We start from the raw sequence: 16,761 nt of genomic DNA, 5'->3' as shown, positions 1-16,761 counted from the left end.
GTCCTATTCGCTGGCTTTCTGAAGCCGCATGGGAAAAGGTTCATCGTCATAGCTGGCTGCGCAGTCGGCCATTTCGCCCTCGTTTTGATGGCACTCTACGCGCGGCATTTCGTAATTACTGCCGTCTTCACAGCGAGCACGCTCTTGGGCTTCAACCTGGAGTTCACCACTTTGCATCACGGCAGTCACAGGACCTGAACACATCACACCAGCCTGCCCACCGCGGCGAATAAACATCTGTCCTTCGCCTTGGTTGAATGCGTAGCGTACTTGAAGAGGCTGACCACTCTGGCTATCCATTACGCCTGCGCCTTGCCAATTACCGTCGAGAAAAGCAGCTGTTCCATCTGGCGTGTTGGCAGGAAGGTTTAGTGGCTCAGGGAGGGCTGTTGGGCTCTGGGCTGTATTGGCTCTGCCTGCTGGCGGCTCTGTGGCACTGGGTGATAACGCGTTGACGGGCAGCTCACTGACAGGTGGCAATGGCTCAGAAAGCGCTAAATCCATATTTGATTGAGATGGCATCGTGTTTGCCAAGCTGTTATCAGATAACGCTATAGCAGGCGTTCCAGTTGAGCTTCCCTGGGCTGGCATGCTGGCTCCAGCGTTTAACCCAAAAACGCCATTTGGCAGCGCAAGATTTTTAGGGCCGATACTAAAAGGCCAAGTATTCAAGCCCTGCGAGGGCAGTTGAGGAACAGCAAAAGAAGGCGTTTGGACCGTCGGTAGACTTAGCTCAACCTTGGGTTCTAGCGGCGGTGTAGAACAGCGTTTCAATCCCAGCAGCAACAGCAAGCCTAAAAGTAAAGCCAAGGGCAATAGCCACCATAAACGGCGCCACCAAGGGCGCGGTTTCACAGCAGTGGGCTCATTGCTAGGCACGGCAGCCGCTAGTGGAGCTAGAGGCGGGGATATGGGCGCAGGAGCCTGTGCTGGCTCAGTCTCGGGATAGAGGCACTGCAAAGGATTAGCGTGCCGGTCGGCTTCAGGATGTATAAAGCCCCAAAAGGTGAGTACCGGAGTGCCGTCCACCAAATAAACATGGTTTTCATCTGGGAAGTGACAAGACCATTTGACTAAGCGTGCGAATACTTCGTGGTCACCGCCCTGGCCGTCACCGGGCATTTCGACAGCTTGAATCTCTTTTTTAAAAGATTCCAACTGAATACGCGCGTCCTCTCGTTCACCTTCAGTAGCATTCTTCCAAGGCACTACGTCACCGGGGATGCCACTGTACCAATCGACGCCTTCTCCCTGCTGGTCGCGTTGTGGTATAGCAAGGTGGCGCTCTTTTCCTTTTAGGCGGCGTGCAATAGTTTTACGTAATTGAAGCGCAGAGTGAAAAACCGGCTGCCCCGTCTCGCCAAGGGCGCGATATTGGTCTGTCTTACCGCTATGCAGCAACAGAGATGTCATGCCTATACCTTACTTTGAGGAACCACTCATTGACTGGTTCAGATAAGCCAGCGTTAAAAAAGTGGTTTCAATAAAGCAAGATCAAAAGAAGCTTGGCATGGAAGTGAAGTTGAATTTTTCAAAACCAGCGTTCCCTAACGAATTTTAATCGATTTGATTAGTTTTCTAAGCATCTTAACAAGGTTAATTTAGTAAAAAAAGGAAAGTTAGATTGGCAAGCGAGATGCTTTCTAAAAAGCCTGTTAATAGCGGATTTTAGATAGGATTTTTTTCGGGAAGGAAAACGCTGAAACGTGCACCAAAATCTCTTTTGCGTCATGTTTTTGAAACAAATTTTTAAGAGCCTTGGATTGGAAATAGACCATAAAATTCGCCCTTCTTGAGGACCATGAAGGGCGATAGTTCTTTATATCAACTTTTAGCAGTAAGTCGGTCGACATACCGCCACATACCGGTGTGCCGGTGCACGGTGCAAATGCGGGGTCGAGCCTATCAATACCTGCGCGGCCGAAAAACTGCACTTAAGCCAGTTAGCGCTCAGCCATGCACTAAAGCGGCTTCGCGAGGCGCTGACTAGCGAGTACTTACGAGTTAGTGAATAAAGCGAACATAAATATAACCCAGTGACAGAAGCGCCAGGGTAGCGATTGCTAGCCAGCTCCAGGCATTAATCAGGCGTGAAGGGCGCTGGGACACCGGCACGGTTGAGCCGTTTGCCGTCAGGTGGTTGAGGGTAGCCAGCACCGGGCTTATCAAAAACGCCACGACCATGACAAAGTCCATAAACAGCCGGAAGCTGCCCATCAAGGTATACAGAATCACCACGGCCAGTAGTGATAAGCCCACCATGCATATAAAAAATGCGCGGCTGCCCTCAATCGTACGGCTCTCTTCCGTGGCGCCTTCCGGGCGTGTAAACGTATAGTAAGAGGCCGTGATCATGCGTGGAAAGCCATCCAGCACGGTCAGCAGTGTGGTGAGCATGACGGTAAACGCGGAAATACCCACGACCACGCCGCTCCACTCGCCCAAGGTGTTGGTATAAAGGCCAATCACTTGGCTTGCGAAAGCGACGGCACCATCGGCGGGCGTTATTGCCTGGCTGTGCATCACGCCAGCGCCCATTACGACAAAACAGGCCGCCAGAACGGCCGCGCCGATATAGCCGATATTGAAGTCGATTTTTTCGGCGGCAGTGCCGCTGCGCACGCCCTGATTTTTATTACGCGCCTCTGACCACAGTGAGTTCATCACCGCGAGCGTAATGTCAGACGGCATCAAGCCAAGCACCGCTACCAGGGTAATAAAGGTGGCTGTACTAAAAAGCGGAGAGACGGCTGTCGCGGGGTAGAAGGTCCAGTCGACCAGGGGCACGGCCACCAGGGCAGCCAACAGGGTGGTGACGCTTAAGATGACAATAAAGACTTTATTGACCCAATCAAGTAGCTTGTAACCGCCTGCAAATGTCAGTACGCAGCACAGGGCAATCAGTATCACGGCGATGGCTGGCGGGCTTAACGTCATAGGCACGATACTGCCGGCAAGACCTGCCGTGGTAATCGCAATGGCGGCAATAATAATCGCCGAGACAGGTATTTGGACCAGCGCAAACAGCGCCACCACGGATTTACCAAAGGTCTGGCGGTAGCCCTCAACCAGCGACTTGCCTGTGACGCTGACATAAAATGGCCCGAAGAAAAAAGACGGATACTTAAGCAGTATGGCAAGTAAAATAAAGACCAGTAAGCCGATGCCATACTCCGCCCCAGCACGCGTTGATTGAACAACGTGAGACGTGCCAATGGCTGCCCCCGCAAATAAAAAGCCGGGGCCAAGCGCGGCCAGGTATTTGGCATACATGGATGTGACCGGAGGAGAAGCCGTCAGCGTGCTGGATTCTTGAGGGGGCATGGTGGGCTCCTTGTGAGCGAGATTTTATTGAAATGTCATTATTGTTTTAAGCGATTCTGATCGCGGGCCGCTATGTTAGCTCAGTCTTTGATGGCTTTCATGCGCTATGCGCTGTATGACGCTACTCACGTATAGCAAAATCATTAAGGTTAGCTAAATGGCGAAGGCGTCACGCGAGCCGGGTTTGCTTGCGCTGGGTCAGCCTTTAAGCTGATATGTATTTATCGTAACGTTCTGAGTCTGTACTGAAACGGCAGTGCAAGGCAGAATTCAAAAACGCACAGATGGCGAGCAGGACATTCGTTAACCAGACGTCAGGCTGTTAGAGTAATAAAACGTTTAAGAGGCGCGCTACTATGCTGACTGTTTTCATTTATTTTATGATTTTTATAGGTGTCACGGCCGCTTTATACCAGGTGTATGAGGTTAACTATAATATTAACTTTGCCAACGACTTGAAGCTCTCAAGCGGCGATAAAGAGCGCTTAAGCGAGCTTTCGCATAAAGCATTGTTGGCGAAACAAGCAGTCGGGTCAGCCGACTTTGACCAGGCGGTCGCTCAAACATTTGGGCCTCAGATGGATCATCACATGGCGCTCCTGGCGTTTACTGAGGAAAAAGCGGGCACCTATGCCATTCCACTTCTGCGCCGCAGGGAGCAGCTTGATGTCAGCGGCGAGTTACGTGTGCGGCATTTATCATTGTGTAAAACCCGGCTACCCACATGGGACACCCGCGTGCTGATGATTTCACTGGTGATTGTGAACAGCATGCTGGCGCAGTTCCTGGGGGGAATGAGCATCTATACGCTGTTATACCCTGTTGCATCGCCCGCCTTTACCTGGCTGAATGAACCTGTGGTGCTGATGCTATTAACTTTCGTGCTGATCGCCATCTCTCACGGCATTTCCCGGCTTGATATGTATCTACACGACCTGTATCAAATTGGAAAGCTGGCCCGGTTAACATCGGCAGACAATCGTCATCTGCATAGCCAAAAGGCGTAAGTCGCTAAAACGAGCGTCTGAAAATGGGCATCTGACACCTGACAAGCAGCGCCTAACAAGATGCCAGCATTGCTCTTAGCTGTTCGCCCAAAAACGCCATGGCCTCTTCGCTGCGCGGTGTCCACGGGTGGCCATAGCTTAAGCGGGCGCAGTTCTGATACCCCTGCGTGGCAGAGAAAATAGGCCCAGGTGCAATGCTGATCCCGTTTGCCAGGGCTATTTGAAACAGGCGCAGTGAGTCCACCGGCTTGGGAAATTCAAACCACAGAAAGTATCCGCCCGCAGGGCGTGTTGCGCGGGTATCCTCGGGAAAGTAGCGTGCCGCCGCCGAGAGCATACGGGCTTGCTGAAATTCCAGCGCCAGGCGCAGCTTGCGCAAATGGCGGTCGTAGCCGCCGTGCTGAAGGTAATCTGCAATGGCTACCTGAGCGGGCACCGAGGGTGAAATTGTCGTCATCAGTTTCAGCCGGGAAATGCTTTCGGCGTAGCGCCCTCCGGCTACCCAGCCGACCCGATAGCCGGGCGCCAGGCACTTTGAAAACGACCCGCAGTGAATCACCAGCCCTTCATCATCAAAGTGCTTAACCGGCACGGGGGGCTTGGCGCCAAAATAGAGCTCGGCATACACATCATCTTCGATCAGCGGTACCTGATGCTGCTTCAACAGCCCATACAGCGCCTGCTTTTTGGCCGTACTCAAGCTCGCCCCAAGCGGGTTTTGCAAATGGCTCATCAGCCAGCAGGCTTTAATTGGGTACTTGGCAAGGCTGTCTGCCAGCTTGTCCAGGTCGATTCCTTCCCGTGGATGAACAGGAATCTCGACCGCCCGTAACTTCAAACGCTCCAATACCTGAAGGCTTGCGTAAAAGGCCGGGGACTCGATGGCGACAAGGTCACCAGGTTCAGTCACGCACTGAAACCCCAGGTTGAGGGCTTCCATGGCGCCATTGGTAATCACCAATTCCTGAGGCGGTAGGTGTACGCCTGCCAGCCGATAACGCAGGGCGATCTGGCGGCGCAGTGCCGTATCGCCTGCAGTCATATCGGTGATGATGGCGTTGGGAGAAAGCTCGCGCAGCCCTTTGGCCATGCTGCGCGCCAGGCGGGGAAGCGGAAACAGCTCAGGGCTTGGAAAGGCCGAGCCAAAAGGCACCGTATCGACATTTTGAAGCGACCCCAGCACTGAAAAAACCAGTTCACTTACCGCAATGTCGGCCGTTTCAGGGTGGCCCAAGGTCATTTCGGGCTCGTTGAGAAACTGCTGCGCCTGTTCGCGGACAAAGTAGCCCGAGCGTGGCCGCGACACGATTAGCCCCTGCTTCTCCATTAGGTAGTACGCTTGAAACACCGTCGATGGGCTAATGGCGTAGTGGCGGCTGGCCTGACGAACTGAGGGCACGCGTTCCCCCGGCGCCAGCACACCACTGCGGATCAGTTCGGATATTTCCTCGGCAAAGCGTTCGTAGCGTTTCATGTTCTTCCGCCGCTAAAAGCAGGCCAAGAGGATACGCGAACGGCGGTAAAAAACCGATGGCCAAGCGCTACATCTGGCTGATAATCAGTGCCGCGTTGACGCCACCAAACCCAAACCCATTGCACAGCACATGCGGGGAGGGCTGGGTGCGCGTTGTTAGCGGGATAAAGTCCAGATCCTGCATATCTTCATCGCAGTGCGTCAGGTTAAGTGTGGGCGGCAGCTGGCCCGTCGTGGCAGAAAGCGCTGAAAATATACTCTCAACACCGCCCGCCGCCCCCAGCAAATGGCCCGTTGCCGATTTGGTGGAAGAGATCGGAATGTGTGGCAGTTTGCTACCAAACACACGCCGTAAGGCGGCAATTTCTGCCCGGTCGCCCACGGGCGTGGAGGTGGCGTGAGCATTGATATAGCCAATCTCATCCGCGTTAAGCCCCGCCATTTTCAGCGCCGAATGAATCGCCGCGGCGGCGCCGTTACCGTCCTCTGGCCCGGCAGTAATATGGTAGGCATCGGCACTGGTGCCGTAGCCGCTAATGACGGCCAGCGGCGTGGCGCCGCGCGCTTGTGCATGTTCAAGTGTTTCAATCACCAGCAGGCCCGCACCTTCGCCCATCACAAAACCGTTGCGGGTGCTGTCGAAGGGACGCGATGCACTTTCAGGCTGTTCATGCTCGGTGGAAAGCGCTTTGAGCGCGTTGAAGCTCGCTAATGATAGTGGATCAATACACGCCTCGGCGCCGCCTACTAACGCCACGTCGGCTTCACCGCTACGGATTAGACGCATGCCGTCGCCAATCGCTTGCAGGCCCGCCGCACACGCCGTCACCGGGCAGCCCAAAGGCCCTTGAAAGCCATAGCGAATCGACAGGTTGCCCGCCGCCATATTGGCTAGAAACGCGGGTACAGTAAACGGCGACACCCGACGGTAACCTTTCTGCTGTAGCGTTTGCTGGGCCTCGGTAATCGTGGGGAACCCGCCAATGCCGGAACCGATAATGGTCGCCGTGGCGCGGCGTTGTGCTTCGTCCGTTGGCTGCCAGCCAGCCTGCTCAAGCGCCTCTTTTGCCGCTGCCATGGCGTAAAGGCTGAACAGGTCCAGCTTGCGGCGCTCTTTGGCATCTGCGATACCATCCAGACAAAGCCCTGCCTGCGGGTCATCAGTTGAGTGGGCAACCGCACCGGCAATTTTGATAGGCGTTTGAGCGGTATCAAAGCGGGTAATCTGGCGAATCCCTGAACGGCCTTGCAGCAGAGTGTCCCAACTTGTCTTGACGTTGCATCCCAGCGGGCTGACCATGCCCATGCCGGTGATAACAATAGGTGAGTGCATAGCGGCTCCTCAGTGCTTTAAATACGGCTACGCTAGCAGTACGCATTATATGATCAAGATAATATTTAGCAGGATTATTTAGCCAAACAATTTAGCCGAACGATTTAGCAGTACATAACGAGGTCAACATGCCTTATCCCAAAAGCCATAAGGCGAAAACCCGAGAGCGTATCCTGGCGTCAGCCACTGAACTGTTCAGCCGATACGGCTTTAATAAAGTCTCCATCGGTCAGGTCATGAAGCTGGCTAGAATGACCCACGGGGCTTTTTATTCCCACTTCGCCTCCAAAGAGGCGTTGTATGATGCCTCGGTGCGTAAAACGCTGGATGGCAGCCGGGCGGCACGCTTGGTAAAAGGGCCGCTCTCCTTGCAGCACCTAACGGAGCTGGTCTCTAACTACTGGAATCTCCAGGAGCTTGAGCGTAAGCAACAGCCAGGGCCGGAAGCGGTGCTGTTTAATGAAATAGGCAGCGAGAAAGCCGAGATTCGTACCATGTTTGAGGCGTCTTACCTGCGGATGAAAAAGATGCTTGAAATGCGCTTGCTTGCCCTGAGTAAGCTAAAAAAACTCCCCTTTGCCCACGACCGCGAAGTGATTGCCGATAAGTCGCGGGTTATTCTGGCCGCGCTGGTGGGGGCCGTGGCCATTGCCAAAAGCCTACCCGGTGAGGAAGAGCGTCAGCATGTGTTATTGGCGACCCAGCGCCAGATTTTGCTAATGCTGGGAGTAAGTGAAACGGAAGCAGAAGGGATGCTGCAACGCGTGATGTCGGCCTAGGCCCGCCAGTGGGCAGGGAGAGTCTCGGTGAGAAACTGCTGAAACGCCAGGACCTTGGGCGTTAATTCACGCCGATGCCGGACACAAAGATAAAACTCTAGTGGGTCAACCTCCAGGGGCTCATCAGCCGCAAACGGCGGCGTAAACAGTGCGACGAGCTTGCCCTGCGCAATTAACGGTTCTGCAATAAACGCCGCTAACCGTGTGATGCCGCCACCTTCAATGGCCATCTGGGCCAGTGCATCAATGTCGTCGCTGATCATACGTGCCTTCACCGGCACATCGAAACGTATGCCGTTGCGTACCGCACCCCAGCCGAGATAGCGCCCATCCAAAGGAAACCGAAATATCAGGCAGCCGTGCTCCAACTCCTTTCACAAAGCTCTCGATGCCACGTAACGCAACCATAAGCCATACCTTAATCTTTAGCGATATTCGTAACATTAACTTACGGCTGTACTTATCGTGAGCGTGCTTCTGAATTTTTCCAAGCCACTGTAGAGTGCACAAACACGTTTGATAGATAAGGTAATTAACCCATGACAACCCGCCGCTACCCAGAACAGCGCCTGCTTGCAGCGCGCAAGCTGCACCCACGTTTTACGCCGATCATATTTGCATTATACATGTCGACGATTATGGCATTCTTAATGACCCTGGTTATTACCGCGGTTAGTGCGGGGGTGAGTCACCACTATTTCAGCCAGGTATGGCACGCCTACCGGGTGGCCATGCCCAGCGCCTTTGTGTGTATTTTGGTAGTACGCCCACTGGTTGCCCGTCTTGTACAGCTTACGATCAGGTCGCATTGAGGTAATTATACCGTTTGATTTTTGCGCATACTGCTCCTGCCGGTGACGATGTTTGGAAAAGCTCATGCCATGCATACATCAAAGGTTGAATGGCTTTATTAAAACGCAACATGAGAACCTGTAACGTTTTATAAAGATGTGGTGGTCGAAATCAACCGCCGTCAAGCGGGCTGTACTTGGCATCAAAACAAACCATGACAGCTTATTGTCGGCTTTCAAACCGTAGGGAGTACTCGTGTGAGAATAGGCGCACCTAAGGAAACGAGTCGGGGAGAAGCACGTGTGGCGCTTACCCCTGAAAGCGCAAAGCAGATCCAAAAGCTGGGCCACGAGTGTCTGATTGAAACAGGCGCTGGTCTTGCGGCGGGCTTTAATGACAACGCTTATCGTGATGCTGGCGTTACCGTAGTGGATAGTGCTGACGCTCTTTGGCAGGGCGCTGAGGTGGTCATTAAAGTCCGCGAGCCTTCTGATGAAGAAGCGGCACGACTACGAGAAGGACAAACGCTGATTGCGTTTTTCTGGCCCGCTCAAAACGAAGCGCTGCTTGAGAAGTGCCGTGCCCAAGGTGCCACCGTGATCGCCATGGACATGGTGCCGCGTATCTCGCGGGCCCAGAAGATGGACGCGCTCTCCTCCATGGCCAATATCGCCGGTTACCGCGCGGTAATAGAGGCAGGCAATAATTTTGGCCGCTTCTTTACCGGCCAGGTAACTGCTGCGGGCAAAGTGCCTCCGGCTAAGGTGCTGGTAATTGGCGCAGGCGTTGCCGGGCTTGCGGCCATTGGTACCGCCACCAGCCTGGGTGCTGTGGTGCGTGCCTTTGATGTGCGTCCGGAAGTCTCCGAGCAGATCGAGTCGATGGGAGCTGAGTTCCTGTTCCTGGATTTTGAAGACAGCGAAGACAGCCAGGATGGCTCGGCAAGCGGCGGTTATGCCTCGCCCTCAAGCCCCGAGTTTCGCGAAAAACAGCTGGCTTGTTTCCGCGAACAGGCGCCTGATGTGGACATCGTTATTACCACTGCGCTGATCCCCGGGCGCCCGGCGCCCAAGCTGTGGCTTGAAGATATGGTCGCGGCCATGAAGCCCGGTTCGGTGATTGTCGATCTTGCGGCTGAAAAAGGCGGCAACTGCGATTTAACCCAGCCCGATGAGCGTATCGTCTCCGATAACGGCGTGATTGTGGTCGGCTATACCGACTTCCCCTCGCGCATGGCGACCCAGTCGTCCTTGCTGTATGCCACCAATATTCGCCATATGCTGACCGATTTAACGCCTGAGAAAGATGGCGTGATCAATCACAATATGGATGATGACGTGATTCGTGGCGCGACGGTGACTTACCAGAACGAAGTGACCTTTCCGCCGCCCCCGCCCAAAGTAAAAGCGATTGCTGCGGCCAAACCGAAGAAGAAAGAAAAAGAGCCGACGCCTGAAGAGAAAAAAGCCACAGAAGCGGCGACGTTCAAAGCCCAGACCAAGCGCCAGGTCGGCATATTGGCGATCGGCGGTGCGTTGATGCTGTTGCTCGGTCAGGTGGCGCCCGCGTCTTTTATGCAGCACTTTATTGTCTTCGTGTTGGCGTGTTTTATCGGCTTCCAGGTGATCTGGAAAGTCAGCCACTCGCTGCATACGCCGCTGATGGCGGTGACCAATGCGATCTCCGGCATCATTATTTTGGGGGCGATTTTGCAAATTGGCTCAGGCAGCGCAGTGGTTAGCGTGCTGGCGGCTATTTCGGTACTTATCGCAACGATCAATATTGTGGGTGGCTTCCTGGTGACACGCCGGATGCTGGCCATGTTCCAAAAATCCTGAGCGGCGGAGAGACGATATGTTAGGTCAAGGATTCGTATCTGCCGCGGCGATTGCGGCAAGCGTTTTGTTTATTTTATCGCTGGGTGGGCTTAGTAATCAGGAAAAAGCCAAGCGCGCGGTGTGGTACGGCATTGTCGGGATGGCCGTTGCGGTGTTTTTCACCGCTTTTGGGCCGGGCATTGGCGGCTATTGGTGGTTGATCCCGATGATGATTATCGGCGCAGGCATCGGTACCTATATGGCGGGTAAGGTCGAAATGACCGAAATGCCCCAGCTAGTGGCCGCTCTGCACAGCTTTGTGGGTTTGGCGGCCGTGTTTGTGGCATGGAGTGCGGACCTGGAGCGCCGCCGAGTGCTGGCTGCCCGTGCGGCTGATGGTGTCATGCAAGAGTTTTCGGCGTTTGCCGCGCTGGTGGCTACCAAGGCCCCCGATGAGCTGACGTTTTTGCAGATTGAGGTCGTGCTGGGCATCTTTATCGGTGCGATCACCTTTACAGGCTCCGTGATCGCCTTTGGCAAGCTGGCGGGTAAGGTGGATGGCAAACCGCGTCAACTGCCTGGCGGGCATCTGCTGAATGCTGGCGCGGCAGTGCTTTCACTGCTGTTGGCGGTGCTTTACCTCAACGGGGCAGGTTTCTGGACGCTGATTTTGCTAGCCGCACTGGCCTTCTTCATTGGCTATCACTTGATCATGGGGATTGGCGGTGCGGATATGCCGGTGGTGGTGTCGATGCTCAACAGCTATTCCGGCTGGGCAGCGGCGGCTATCGGCTTCACGCTCTCTAATGATCTATTGATCGTGACCGGCGCGCTGGTGGGCTCCTCGGGGGCGATTCTCTCTTACATCATGTGTAAAGCGATGAACCGCAACTTCGTTAACGTGATTCTGGGCGGCTTTGGCGGCACTACGGGGCCTGCGGCGGAGATCGAAGGCGAGCAGGTGGCGATTGATGCTGGCGGCGTGGCCAGTGCCCTGAACGATGCCGACAGCGTGGTGATTGTGCCGGGTTACGGAATGGCTGTTGCGCAGGCCCAGAGTGCGGTCAGCGATTTGGTGCGCAAGCTGCGTGCGGCGGGCAAGAACGTACGCTTTGGTATTCACCCGGTGGCGGGCCGTTTGCCAGGGCACATGAACGTGCTGCTGGCAGAAGCCAAGGTGCCTTACGACATCGTGTTGGAGATGGATGAAATCAATGACGATTTCACCAGCACCGACGTGGTGATCGTGATTGGCTCCAACGATATCGTTAACCCGGCCGCTGAAGAAGACCCGAACAGCCCCATTGCCGGTATGCCGGTCTTGAAAGTTTGGGAGGCCAAGCAGGTGTTTATCTGTAAGCGCGGCCAAGGCACCGGCTACTCGGGTATCGAAAACCCGTTGTTCTTCAAGGAGAACAGCCGGATGTTCTACGGCGATGCTCGCGATAGTCTGAATGCATTGCTGCCGTTGGTCGATTAACGCTCGACAACGCAGTGCAACCCAACGAACAGGGCGCCCAAGGGCGCCCTGTTTACGTTTAAACGGCATGTCTCGTTTGCTGTCATGTTTATTGAAATATGGCCTTCTTGCGTGTGAATTAAAAATTACTATCAATCTGGTCGCTAAATGCAAATTGTAGCTATAGCTAATGTGCTTTAAAACAGCCTCATGTCAATGAGTCACCCGCTCGCGCGTTTTGAAAGCGTCATGTTGAGAGACGTCATTGGGTGTTCCTCTGGTCACGCCAGGGGTAAGAGCAATAAGGGGAGATGAACGCATGAGTGGTAAATGCCCGGTAATGCACGGCGGTAACACAGCCGCCAGCAAGTCCAACACCGACTGGTGGCCTAACGCCCTGAACCTGGACATCCTGCACCAGCACGATACAAAAACGAACCCGCTGGGTGAAGAGTTTAACTATCGCGAAGCGCTGGAAACGCTGGATGTAGAGGCACTGAAAGCGGACCTTCGCGAACTGATTACCCAGAGCCAGGAGTGGTGGCCAGCGGACTGGGGCAGCTACGTAGGCATGTTTGCCCGGGTGGCCTGGCATGCAGCAGGTTCTTATCGCCTCGCGGACGGCCGTGGCGGCGGCGGTACCGGCAACCAGCGTTTTGCACCGCTGAACTCCTGGCCGGATAACGCCAATACCGATAAAGGCCGCCGCCTGCTGTGGCCGATCAAGAAGAAGTACGGCAACAAGATTTCCTGGGCCGATTTGATGATTCTCTCCGGCACCATGGCCTATGAAGTCGCGGGTTTGAAAACCTTCGGCTTCGCGTTTGGTCGCGAGGATATCTGGCACCCGGAAAAGGACACCTACTGGGGCGCTGAAAAAGAGTGGCTGGCACCGTCCGACGGCCGCTATGGCGACGTGGCAAAGCCCGACACCATGCATAACCCGCTGGCCGCCGTGCAGATGGGCCTGATCTACGTGAACCCGGAAGGCGTGAACGGCCAGCCTGACCCATTCAAGACGGCCGCCCAGGTGCGTGAAACCTTCAAACGCATGGCGATGAATGATGAAGAGACAGTGGCCCTGACGGCGGGTGGCCACACTATCGGCAAGTGCCATGGTAACGGCACGCCCAGCGATCTAAGCCCGGAGCCCGAAGCGGCTGGGCCTGAGCTTCAGGGTCTTGGCTGGATGAAAACCAAGGGCCGTGGCATTGGCCGTGACACCTTGGTAAGCGGTATTGAGGGCGCCTGGACCAAGAACCCGACGCAGTGGGACATGGGCTACTTCGAGATGCTGTTTGGTCACGAATGGGAGTTGAAGAAATCCCCCGCCGGGGCTTGGCAGTGGGAGCCTGTCGACATTAAGGAAGAGGACATGCCGGTAGACGTGGAAGATCCTTCCATCCGCTGCATGCCGATCATGACCGATGCCGATATGGCCATGAAGGTCGACCCAATTTACAACGAGATCTGCCAGCGCTTCATGGCGGATCCGGCGTACTTTGATGATGTCTTCGCCCGCGCCTGGTTCAAGCTGACCCACCGTGACATGGGTCCGAAAGTGCGCTACGCAGGCCCAGATGTGCCTCAAGAAGACCTGATCTGGCAAGACCCGGTGCCCGCTGGGCCGGCCGATTACGACGTTGACGCCCTGAAAGCGCGTATCGCCGCTAGCGGTTTGAGTATCAGCGACATGGTTAACACCGCCTGGGACAGCGCACGCACTTATCGTGGCTCTGACATGCGCGGTGGCGCCAACGGCGCACGCATTCGCCTGGCGCCCCAGAATCAATGGGAAGGTAATGAGCCCGAGCGCTTGGCCCGCGTGCTGGCAGTGCTTGAACCCATTGCCCAGGAAAGCGGCGCAAGCCTTGCCGATACCATCGTGCTGGCGGGTAACGTAGGTATCGAACAGGCAATAAAAGCCGCTGGCTTACGCGCCACGGTGCCCTTTGCCCCCGGCCGTGGTGATGCAACGGATGAAATGACCGATGCCGAGTCGTTTGAGGCGCTTGAGCCTTTGGCGGATGGCTTCCGCAACTGGCAGAAAGACGCCTACGTGGTCAGCCCCGAAGAGATGCTGCTGGACCGCACTCAGCTGCTCGGCCTAACCGCAGCGGAAATGACCGTACTGATCGGCGGCATGCGCGTACTGGGCACCAACCACGCAGGCACCCAACATGGTGTGTTCACCGAGCGCGAAGGCGCATTGACCAACGACTTCTTCGTGAACCTGGTGGATATGGCTAATACCTGGCATCCGGCGGGCGACCATTATGAGATTCGTGATCGTCAAACCGGCAAGGTTAAGTGGACAGCCACCCGCGTTGACTTGGTGTTTGGCTCCAACTCGATCCTGCGTGCCTATGCTGAAATCTACGCCCAGGATGATCACGACGAGAAATTTGCCAGCGATTTTATCGCCGCTTGGACAAAAGTGATGAACGCCGACCGCTTTGATGTAGCGTAACGCCACGCGCCCCAGAAGGGGCGCGTGAGCAGTAAGTACTATTGATGTACCCAGTCTTGCCCGCATCGAAAGATGCGGGCTTTTTTAGGTATAAGGAAAGGCTTAAAACGCTTCCCACTCAGGTTCGGCGACGGCCTTTTTGGGCTTGGGTGCTGAAGGTGTAGTGGATGCGGCCGGTAAGCGGGGGCTGCTTGCTGGCGGAGTAGCGCTTGCCGTGATGGATAGCGGCTGCGAATCGCCCAGCACGAACTCGCTCATCAACTGGTCCAGGCGCTCGGCGTTTTTACGCATCTGCGCGGCAAGAGAGGCATTCTGGCTGACCATGGAGGCATTCTGCTGCGTCATGGTATCCATTTCGGCAACGGCAGTATTCACCTGTTCGATGCCTGCGGTTTGCTCGCGAGCGCCAGCGGTGATTTCGCCAATCACGTCAGATACCTGAGTAATGCTGCGATGGATTTCCTGCATCTGCTGGGCAGCGGATTTAACGATATGGTTGCCTTCCTTGGCATGATTGACCGACACATCAATCAGCGCGCGGATATCCTGCGCCGCAGTGGCCGAGCGGCTGGCCAGCGTACGCACTTCGTTGGCCACCACCGCAAATCCGCGCCCCTGTTCACCGGCTCTTGCGGCTTCGACCGACGCGTTAAGCGCTAGGATATTGGTTTGAAAAGCGATGGAGTCTATCAGGCCGATAATATCGCTGATCTTGTTGGACGACTCGCTGATCGCGCCCATCTTGCTTTCCATCTGGGTCATGGATTCAGTGCCGCGTTTAGAGGCGCCGGCGGCTTCAATCGCCAGACCATTAGCCTGCTCAGAAGCTTGCGACGTGTGCGCCACCGTTGAGTGGATCTCCTCCATGGAGGCGGAGGTTTCCTGGATATTGGCGGCGGCCTGATCGGTACGTGAGGAGAGTTCGTGAGTGCCATCCGCCATGTCGCTGGCACCGGCGAGTACCGTTTGGGCGTTATAGCGCACTTCCTGGAGGGTGCCCTGCATACGTTCAACGAACGCATTGAAACCACGCGCCAGATCACCGATCTCGTCTTGTGATTTAACCTCCAGACGGCGGGTCAGATCGCCCTTGCCCTGAGCGATATCGGCCATGGCGCTAGCCGTATGCTTGATTGGCGCAAGCGAGCGGCGTGCCGCATAGGCAGCTACCACCAGAAGCAATATCAGCAGCAACCCGCCCGCCAGCAGCAGGGATTTCAGCAAGCTGTTGGTTACGGCGGTAAAGGCGGTCATCGGGACGGTCACGCCGACAACCCAGGACGTGCCCTCCACCGGACTCCACATAAGCCGGGTACGTTCGCCACTGGGCATGGTGATTTCACCGGAACCGGGGGCGCCGCTGAGAATTGACTGACTCAGCGCATCCAACCCCTGATACCCCTGAGTGCGGTCGGCGTCGGTATAGTTCAGCGACATGCGGTACTCTTCCACCGGGTGGGCAATGACCTGGCCCTGGCTGTCAATAAGCCAGCCGTAGCTCCCCTCACCGACATTGATTGCCGAGGTGATATCAGACACCGCCGCCATGGACACGGTGATGCCGAGTAGCCCTGCGCGATTGCCGCGTTCATCGAAAACGGTATCGACTACTAACGCCGTTGGCAGCCCGCTGACCATGGAGATCACCGGGTCGACAAGCAGGCTATCCTGGCTGCCTTCAGAAATGAGTGTCTTGAAGTAGGAACGTTCCGAGATGTCTAGCGGCACGCCAGCATGGGTTATCGTGTCGCCCGAGGCATTAGAGAAAAAAAGCGACTCGATGGTGCCGCCCGGAGGGTAGCGTTTGGCGAGCCAGTCAAGATGCGTAGCGACAGGCAGATCTTCGGCGAGACGCTCATCTTCCGCCAGCACCGCATTCCAGTTACGGTAGCCGTTGATCCAGCGGCCTATCTCGTCGGCGCGTGCCTCAACTTGCCGTGTACCGGCATTGTCGATTAGGTCAGGAATGGCTCGATTGAGCTGCTGATTGACGATAATGCCGAGAACGATGGCAACAAGCAGTAAAGGAAGAGCGACTGCGCTCAGCAATTTTTGTGTTAACGACAGACGAGAGAACTTGCTCATTAAAAGCCTCGGTGGTTAAAGGTTGGCCATCACTGGCCGATCATGATCCACGCAGTTTTTTATGGCGCAGAGATCGTTTTTATTGCTGGCGCAAAAGTTAATAACGACCGTTTTACGATTAACTTAAGTGTAATTACCATTGGTATAGGCCAGTAAACGTTGAGGATGCTTTTATCAAAAGCGTTGGATACGCTACTGACTATCGATGTGTTACCGCTTGT

At 55.3% G+C, this 16,761-nt stretch carries 12 protein-coding genes and 1 pseudogene; 6 read left to right on the top strand and 7 right to left on the bottom strand.

Going from position 1 to position 16,761, the window contains the following annotated elements:
* Positions 1-3: 3 nt before the first annotated feature.
* The 3 genes and pseudogenes from ACT3TY_RS01115 to ACT3TY_RS01105 form a co-directional block, all read right to left on the bottom strand.
* The gene (locus tag ACT3TY_RS01115; protein WP_192528416.1) at positions 4-1,413 is read right to left on the bottom strand and encodes an SrfA family protein; all 1,410 of its coding nucleotides are present in this window, start codon (positions 1,411-1,413) and stop codon (positions 4-6) included.
* Positions 1,414-1,826: 413 nt separating this feature from the next.
* Positions 1,827-1,910: pseudogene (locus ACT3TY_RS01110) on the bottom strand (arginase family protein); the annotation flags it as partial.
* 94 nt (positions 1,911-2,004) lie between these two features.
* On the bottom strand, positions 2,005-3,324 hold the full coding sequence (locus ACT3TY_RS01105; RefSeq protein ID WP_193053189.1) for an NRAMP family divalent metal transporter: 1,320 nt from the start codon (positions 3,322-3,324) through the stop codon (positions 2,005-2,007).
* A gap of 356 nt (positions 3,325-3,680) precedes the next feature.
* On the opposite strand from ACT3TY_RS01105, the gene ACT3TY_RS01100 reads away from it, so the two are divergent.
* On the top strand, positions 3,681-4,331 hold the full coding sequence (locus ACT3TY_RS01100) for a hypothetical protein (RefSeq protein ID WP_193053190.1): 651 nt from the start codon (positions 3,681-3,683) through the stop codon (positions 4,329-4,331).
* A gap of 52 nt (positions 4,332-4,383) precedes the next feature.
* On the opposite strand, the gene mapR is transcribed toward ACT3TY_RS01100, so the two are convergent.
* Both mapR and fabF read right to left on the bottom strand, forming a co-directional pair.
* Positions 4,384-5,805, bottom strand: a complete 1,422-nt coding sequence (mapR, locus tag ACT3TY_RS01095) for a GntR family transcriptional regulator MpaR (RefSeq protein ID WP_172117814.1) — start codon at positions 5,803-5,805, stop codon at positions 4,384-4,386.
* Positions 5,806-5,872: 67 nt separating this feature from the next.
* The gene (fabF, locus tag ACT3TY_RS01090; RefSeq protein ID WP_444627136.1) at positions 5,873-7,138 is read right to left on the bottom strand and encodes a beta-ketoacyl-ACP synthase II; all 1,266 of its coding nucleotides are present in this window, start codon (positions 7,136-7,138) and stop codon (positions 5,873-5,875) included.
* 128 nt (positions 7,139-7,266) lie between these two features.
* Here fabF and ACT3TY_RS01085 point away from each other — a divergent pair, with 128 nt between their 5' ends.
* Positions 7,267-7,917, top strand: coding sequence for a TetR/AcrR family transcriptional regulator (locus tag ACT3TY_RS01085; protein ID WP_444621613.1), 651 nt, complete (start codon positions 7,267-7,269; stop codon positions 7,915-7,917).
* On the opposite strand, the gene ACT3TY_RS01080 is transcribed toward ACT3TY_RS01085, so the two are convergent.
* On the bottom strand, positions 7,914-8,285 hold the full coding sequence (locus tag ACT3TY_RS01080; protein ID WP_444627135.1) for a LysR substrate-binding domain-containing protein: 372 nt from the start codon (positions 8,283-8,285) through the stop codon (positions 7,914-7,916). The two genes, ACT3TY_RS01085 and ACT3TY_RS01080, sit on opposite strands and share 4 nt — an antisense overlap.
* A gap of 171 nt (positions 8,286-8,456) precedes the next feature.
* Between ACT3TY_RS01080 and ACT3TY_RS01075 the strand changes: the two genes are divergently transcribed.
* The 4 genes from ACT3TY_RS01075 to katG all read left to right on the top strand — a co-directional run bounded on the left by ACT3TY_RS01075 (position 8,457) and on the right by katG (position 14,455).
* Positions 8,457-8,729, top strand: coding sequence for a DUF2798 domain-containing protein (locus ACT3TY_RS01075; protein WP_444627134.1), 273 nt, complete (start codon positions 8,457-8,459; stop codon positions 8,727-8,729).
* A gap of 237 nt (positions 8,730-8,966) precedes the next feature.
* Positions 8,967-10,547 carry a Re/Si-specific NAD(P)(+) transhydrogenase subunit alpha gene (locus ACT3TY_RS01070; RefSeq protein WP_444627133.1) on the top strand — a complete coding sequence of 527 codons (1,581 nt, stop codon included), beginning with the start codon at positions 8,967-8,969 and terminating at the stop codon, positions 10,545-10,547.
* Positions 10,548-10,563: 16 nt separating this feature from the next.
* Positions 10,564-12,006, top strand: a complete 1,443-nt coding sequence (locus tag ACT3TY_RS01065) for an NAD(P)(+) transhydrogenase (Re/Si-specific) subunit beta (protein ID WP_444627132.1) — start codon at positions 10,564-10,566, stop codon at positions 12,004-12,006.
* 298 nt (positions 12,007-12,304) lie between these two features.
* Complete coding sequence (katG, locus tag ACT3TY_RS01060; protein ID WP_444627131.1) at positions 12,305-14,455, top strand: catalase/peroxidase HPI; 2,151 nt, start codon at positions 12,305-12,307, stop codon at positions 14,453-14,455.
* A gap of 102 nt (positions 14,456-14,557) precedes the next feature.
* Here katG and ACT3TY_RS01055 read toward each other — a convergent pair whose 3' ends face one another.
* Positions 14,558-16,540 carry a methyl-accepting chemotaxis protein gene (locus tag ACT3TY_RS01055; RefSeq protein WP_441678585.1) on the bottom strand — a complete coding sequence of 661 codons (1,983 nt, stop codon included), beginning with the start codon at positions 16,538-16,540 and terminating at the stop codon, positions 14,558-14,560.
* Positions 16,541-16,761: the final 221 nt, after the last annotated feature.

The sequence above is a fragment of the Halomonas sp. AOP22-C1-8 genome, from assembly GCF_052378905.1.
GTDB lineage: Bacteria > Pseudomonadota > Gammaproteobacteria > Pseudomonadales > Halomonadaceae > Vreelandella > Vreelandella citrativorans.
This window is presented reverse-complemented; position numbering and strand designations above follow the sequence as displayed.

What these genes read in the sequence shown, in the direction of transcription:
- fabF (WP_444627136.1), bottom strand. Translation starts at nt 7,138, where the DNA reads ATGCACTCACCTATTGTTATCACCGGCATGGGCATGGTCAGCCCGCTG.
- katG (WP_444627131.1), top strand. Translation starts at nt 12,305, where the DNA reads ATGAGTGGTAAATGCCCGGTAATGCACGGCGGTAACACAGCCGCCAGC.
- ACT3TY_RS01115 (WP_192528416.1), bottom strand. Translation starts at nt 1,413, where the DNA reads ATGACATCTCTGTTGCTGCATAGCGGTAAGACAGACCAATATCGCGCC.
- ACT3TY_RS01105 (WP_193053189.1), bottom strand. Translation starts at nt 3,324, where the DNA reads ATGCCCCCTCAAGAATCCAGCACGCTGACGGCTTCTCCTCCGGTCACA.
- ACT3TY_RS01065 (WP_444627132.1), top strand. Translation starts at nt 10,564, where the DNA reads ATGTTAGGTCAAGGATTCGTATCTGCCGCGGCGATTGCGGCAAGCGTT.
- mapR (WP_172117814.1), bottom strand. Translation starts at nt 5,805, where the DNA reads ATGAAACGCTACGAACGCTTTGCCGAGGAAATATCCGAACTGATCCGC.
- ACT3TY_RS01085 (WP_444621613.1), top strand. Translation starts at nt 7,267, where the DNA reads ATGCCTTATCCCAAAAGCCATAAGGCGAAAACCCGAGAGCGTATCCTG.
- ACT3TY_RS01055 (WP_441678585.1), bottom strand. Translation starts at nt 16,540, where the DNA reads ATGAGCAAGTTCTCTCGTCTGTCGTTAACACAAAAATTGCTGAGCGCA.
- ACT3TY_RS01075 (WP_444627134.1), top strand. Translation starts at nt 8,457, where the DNA reads ATGACAACCCGCCGCTACCCAGAACAGCGCCTGCTTGCAGCGCGCAAG.
- ACT3TY_RS01100 (WP_193053190.1), top strand. Translation starts at nt 3,681, where the DNA reads ATGCTGACTGTTTTCATTTATTTTATGATTTTTATAGGTGTCACGGCC.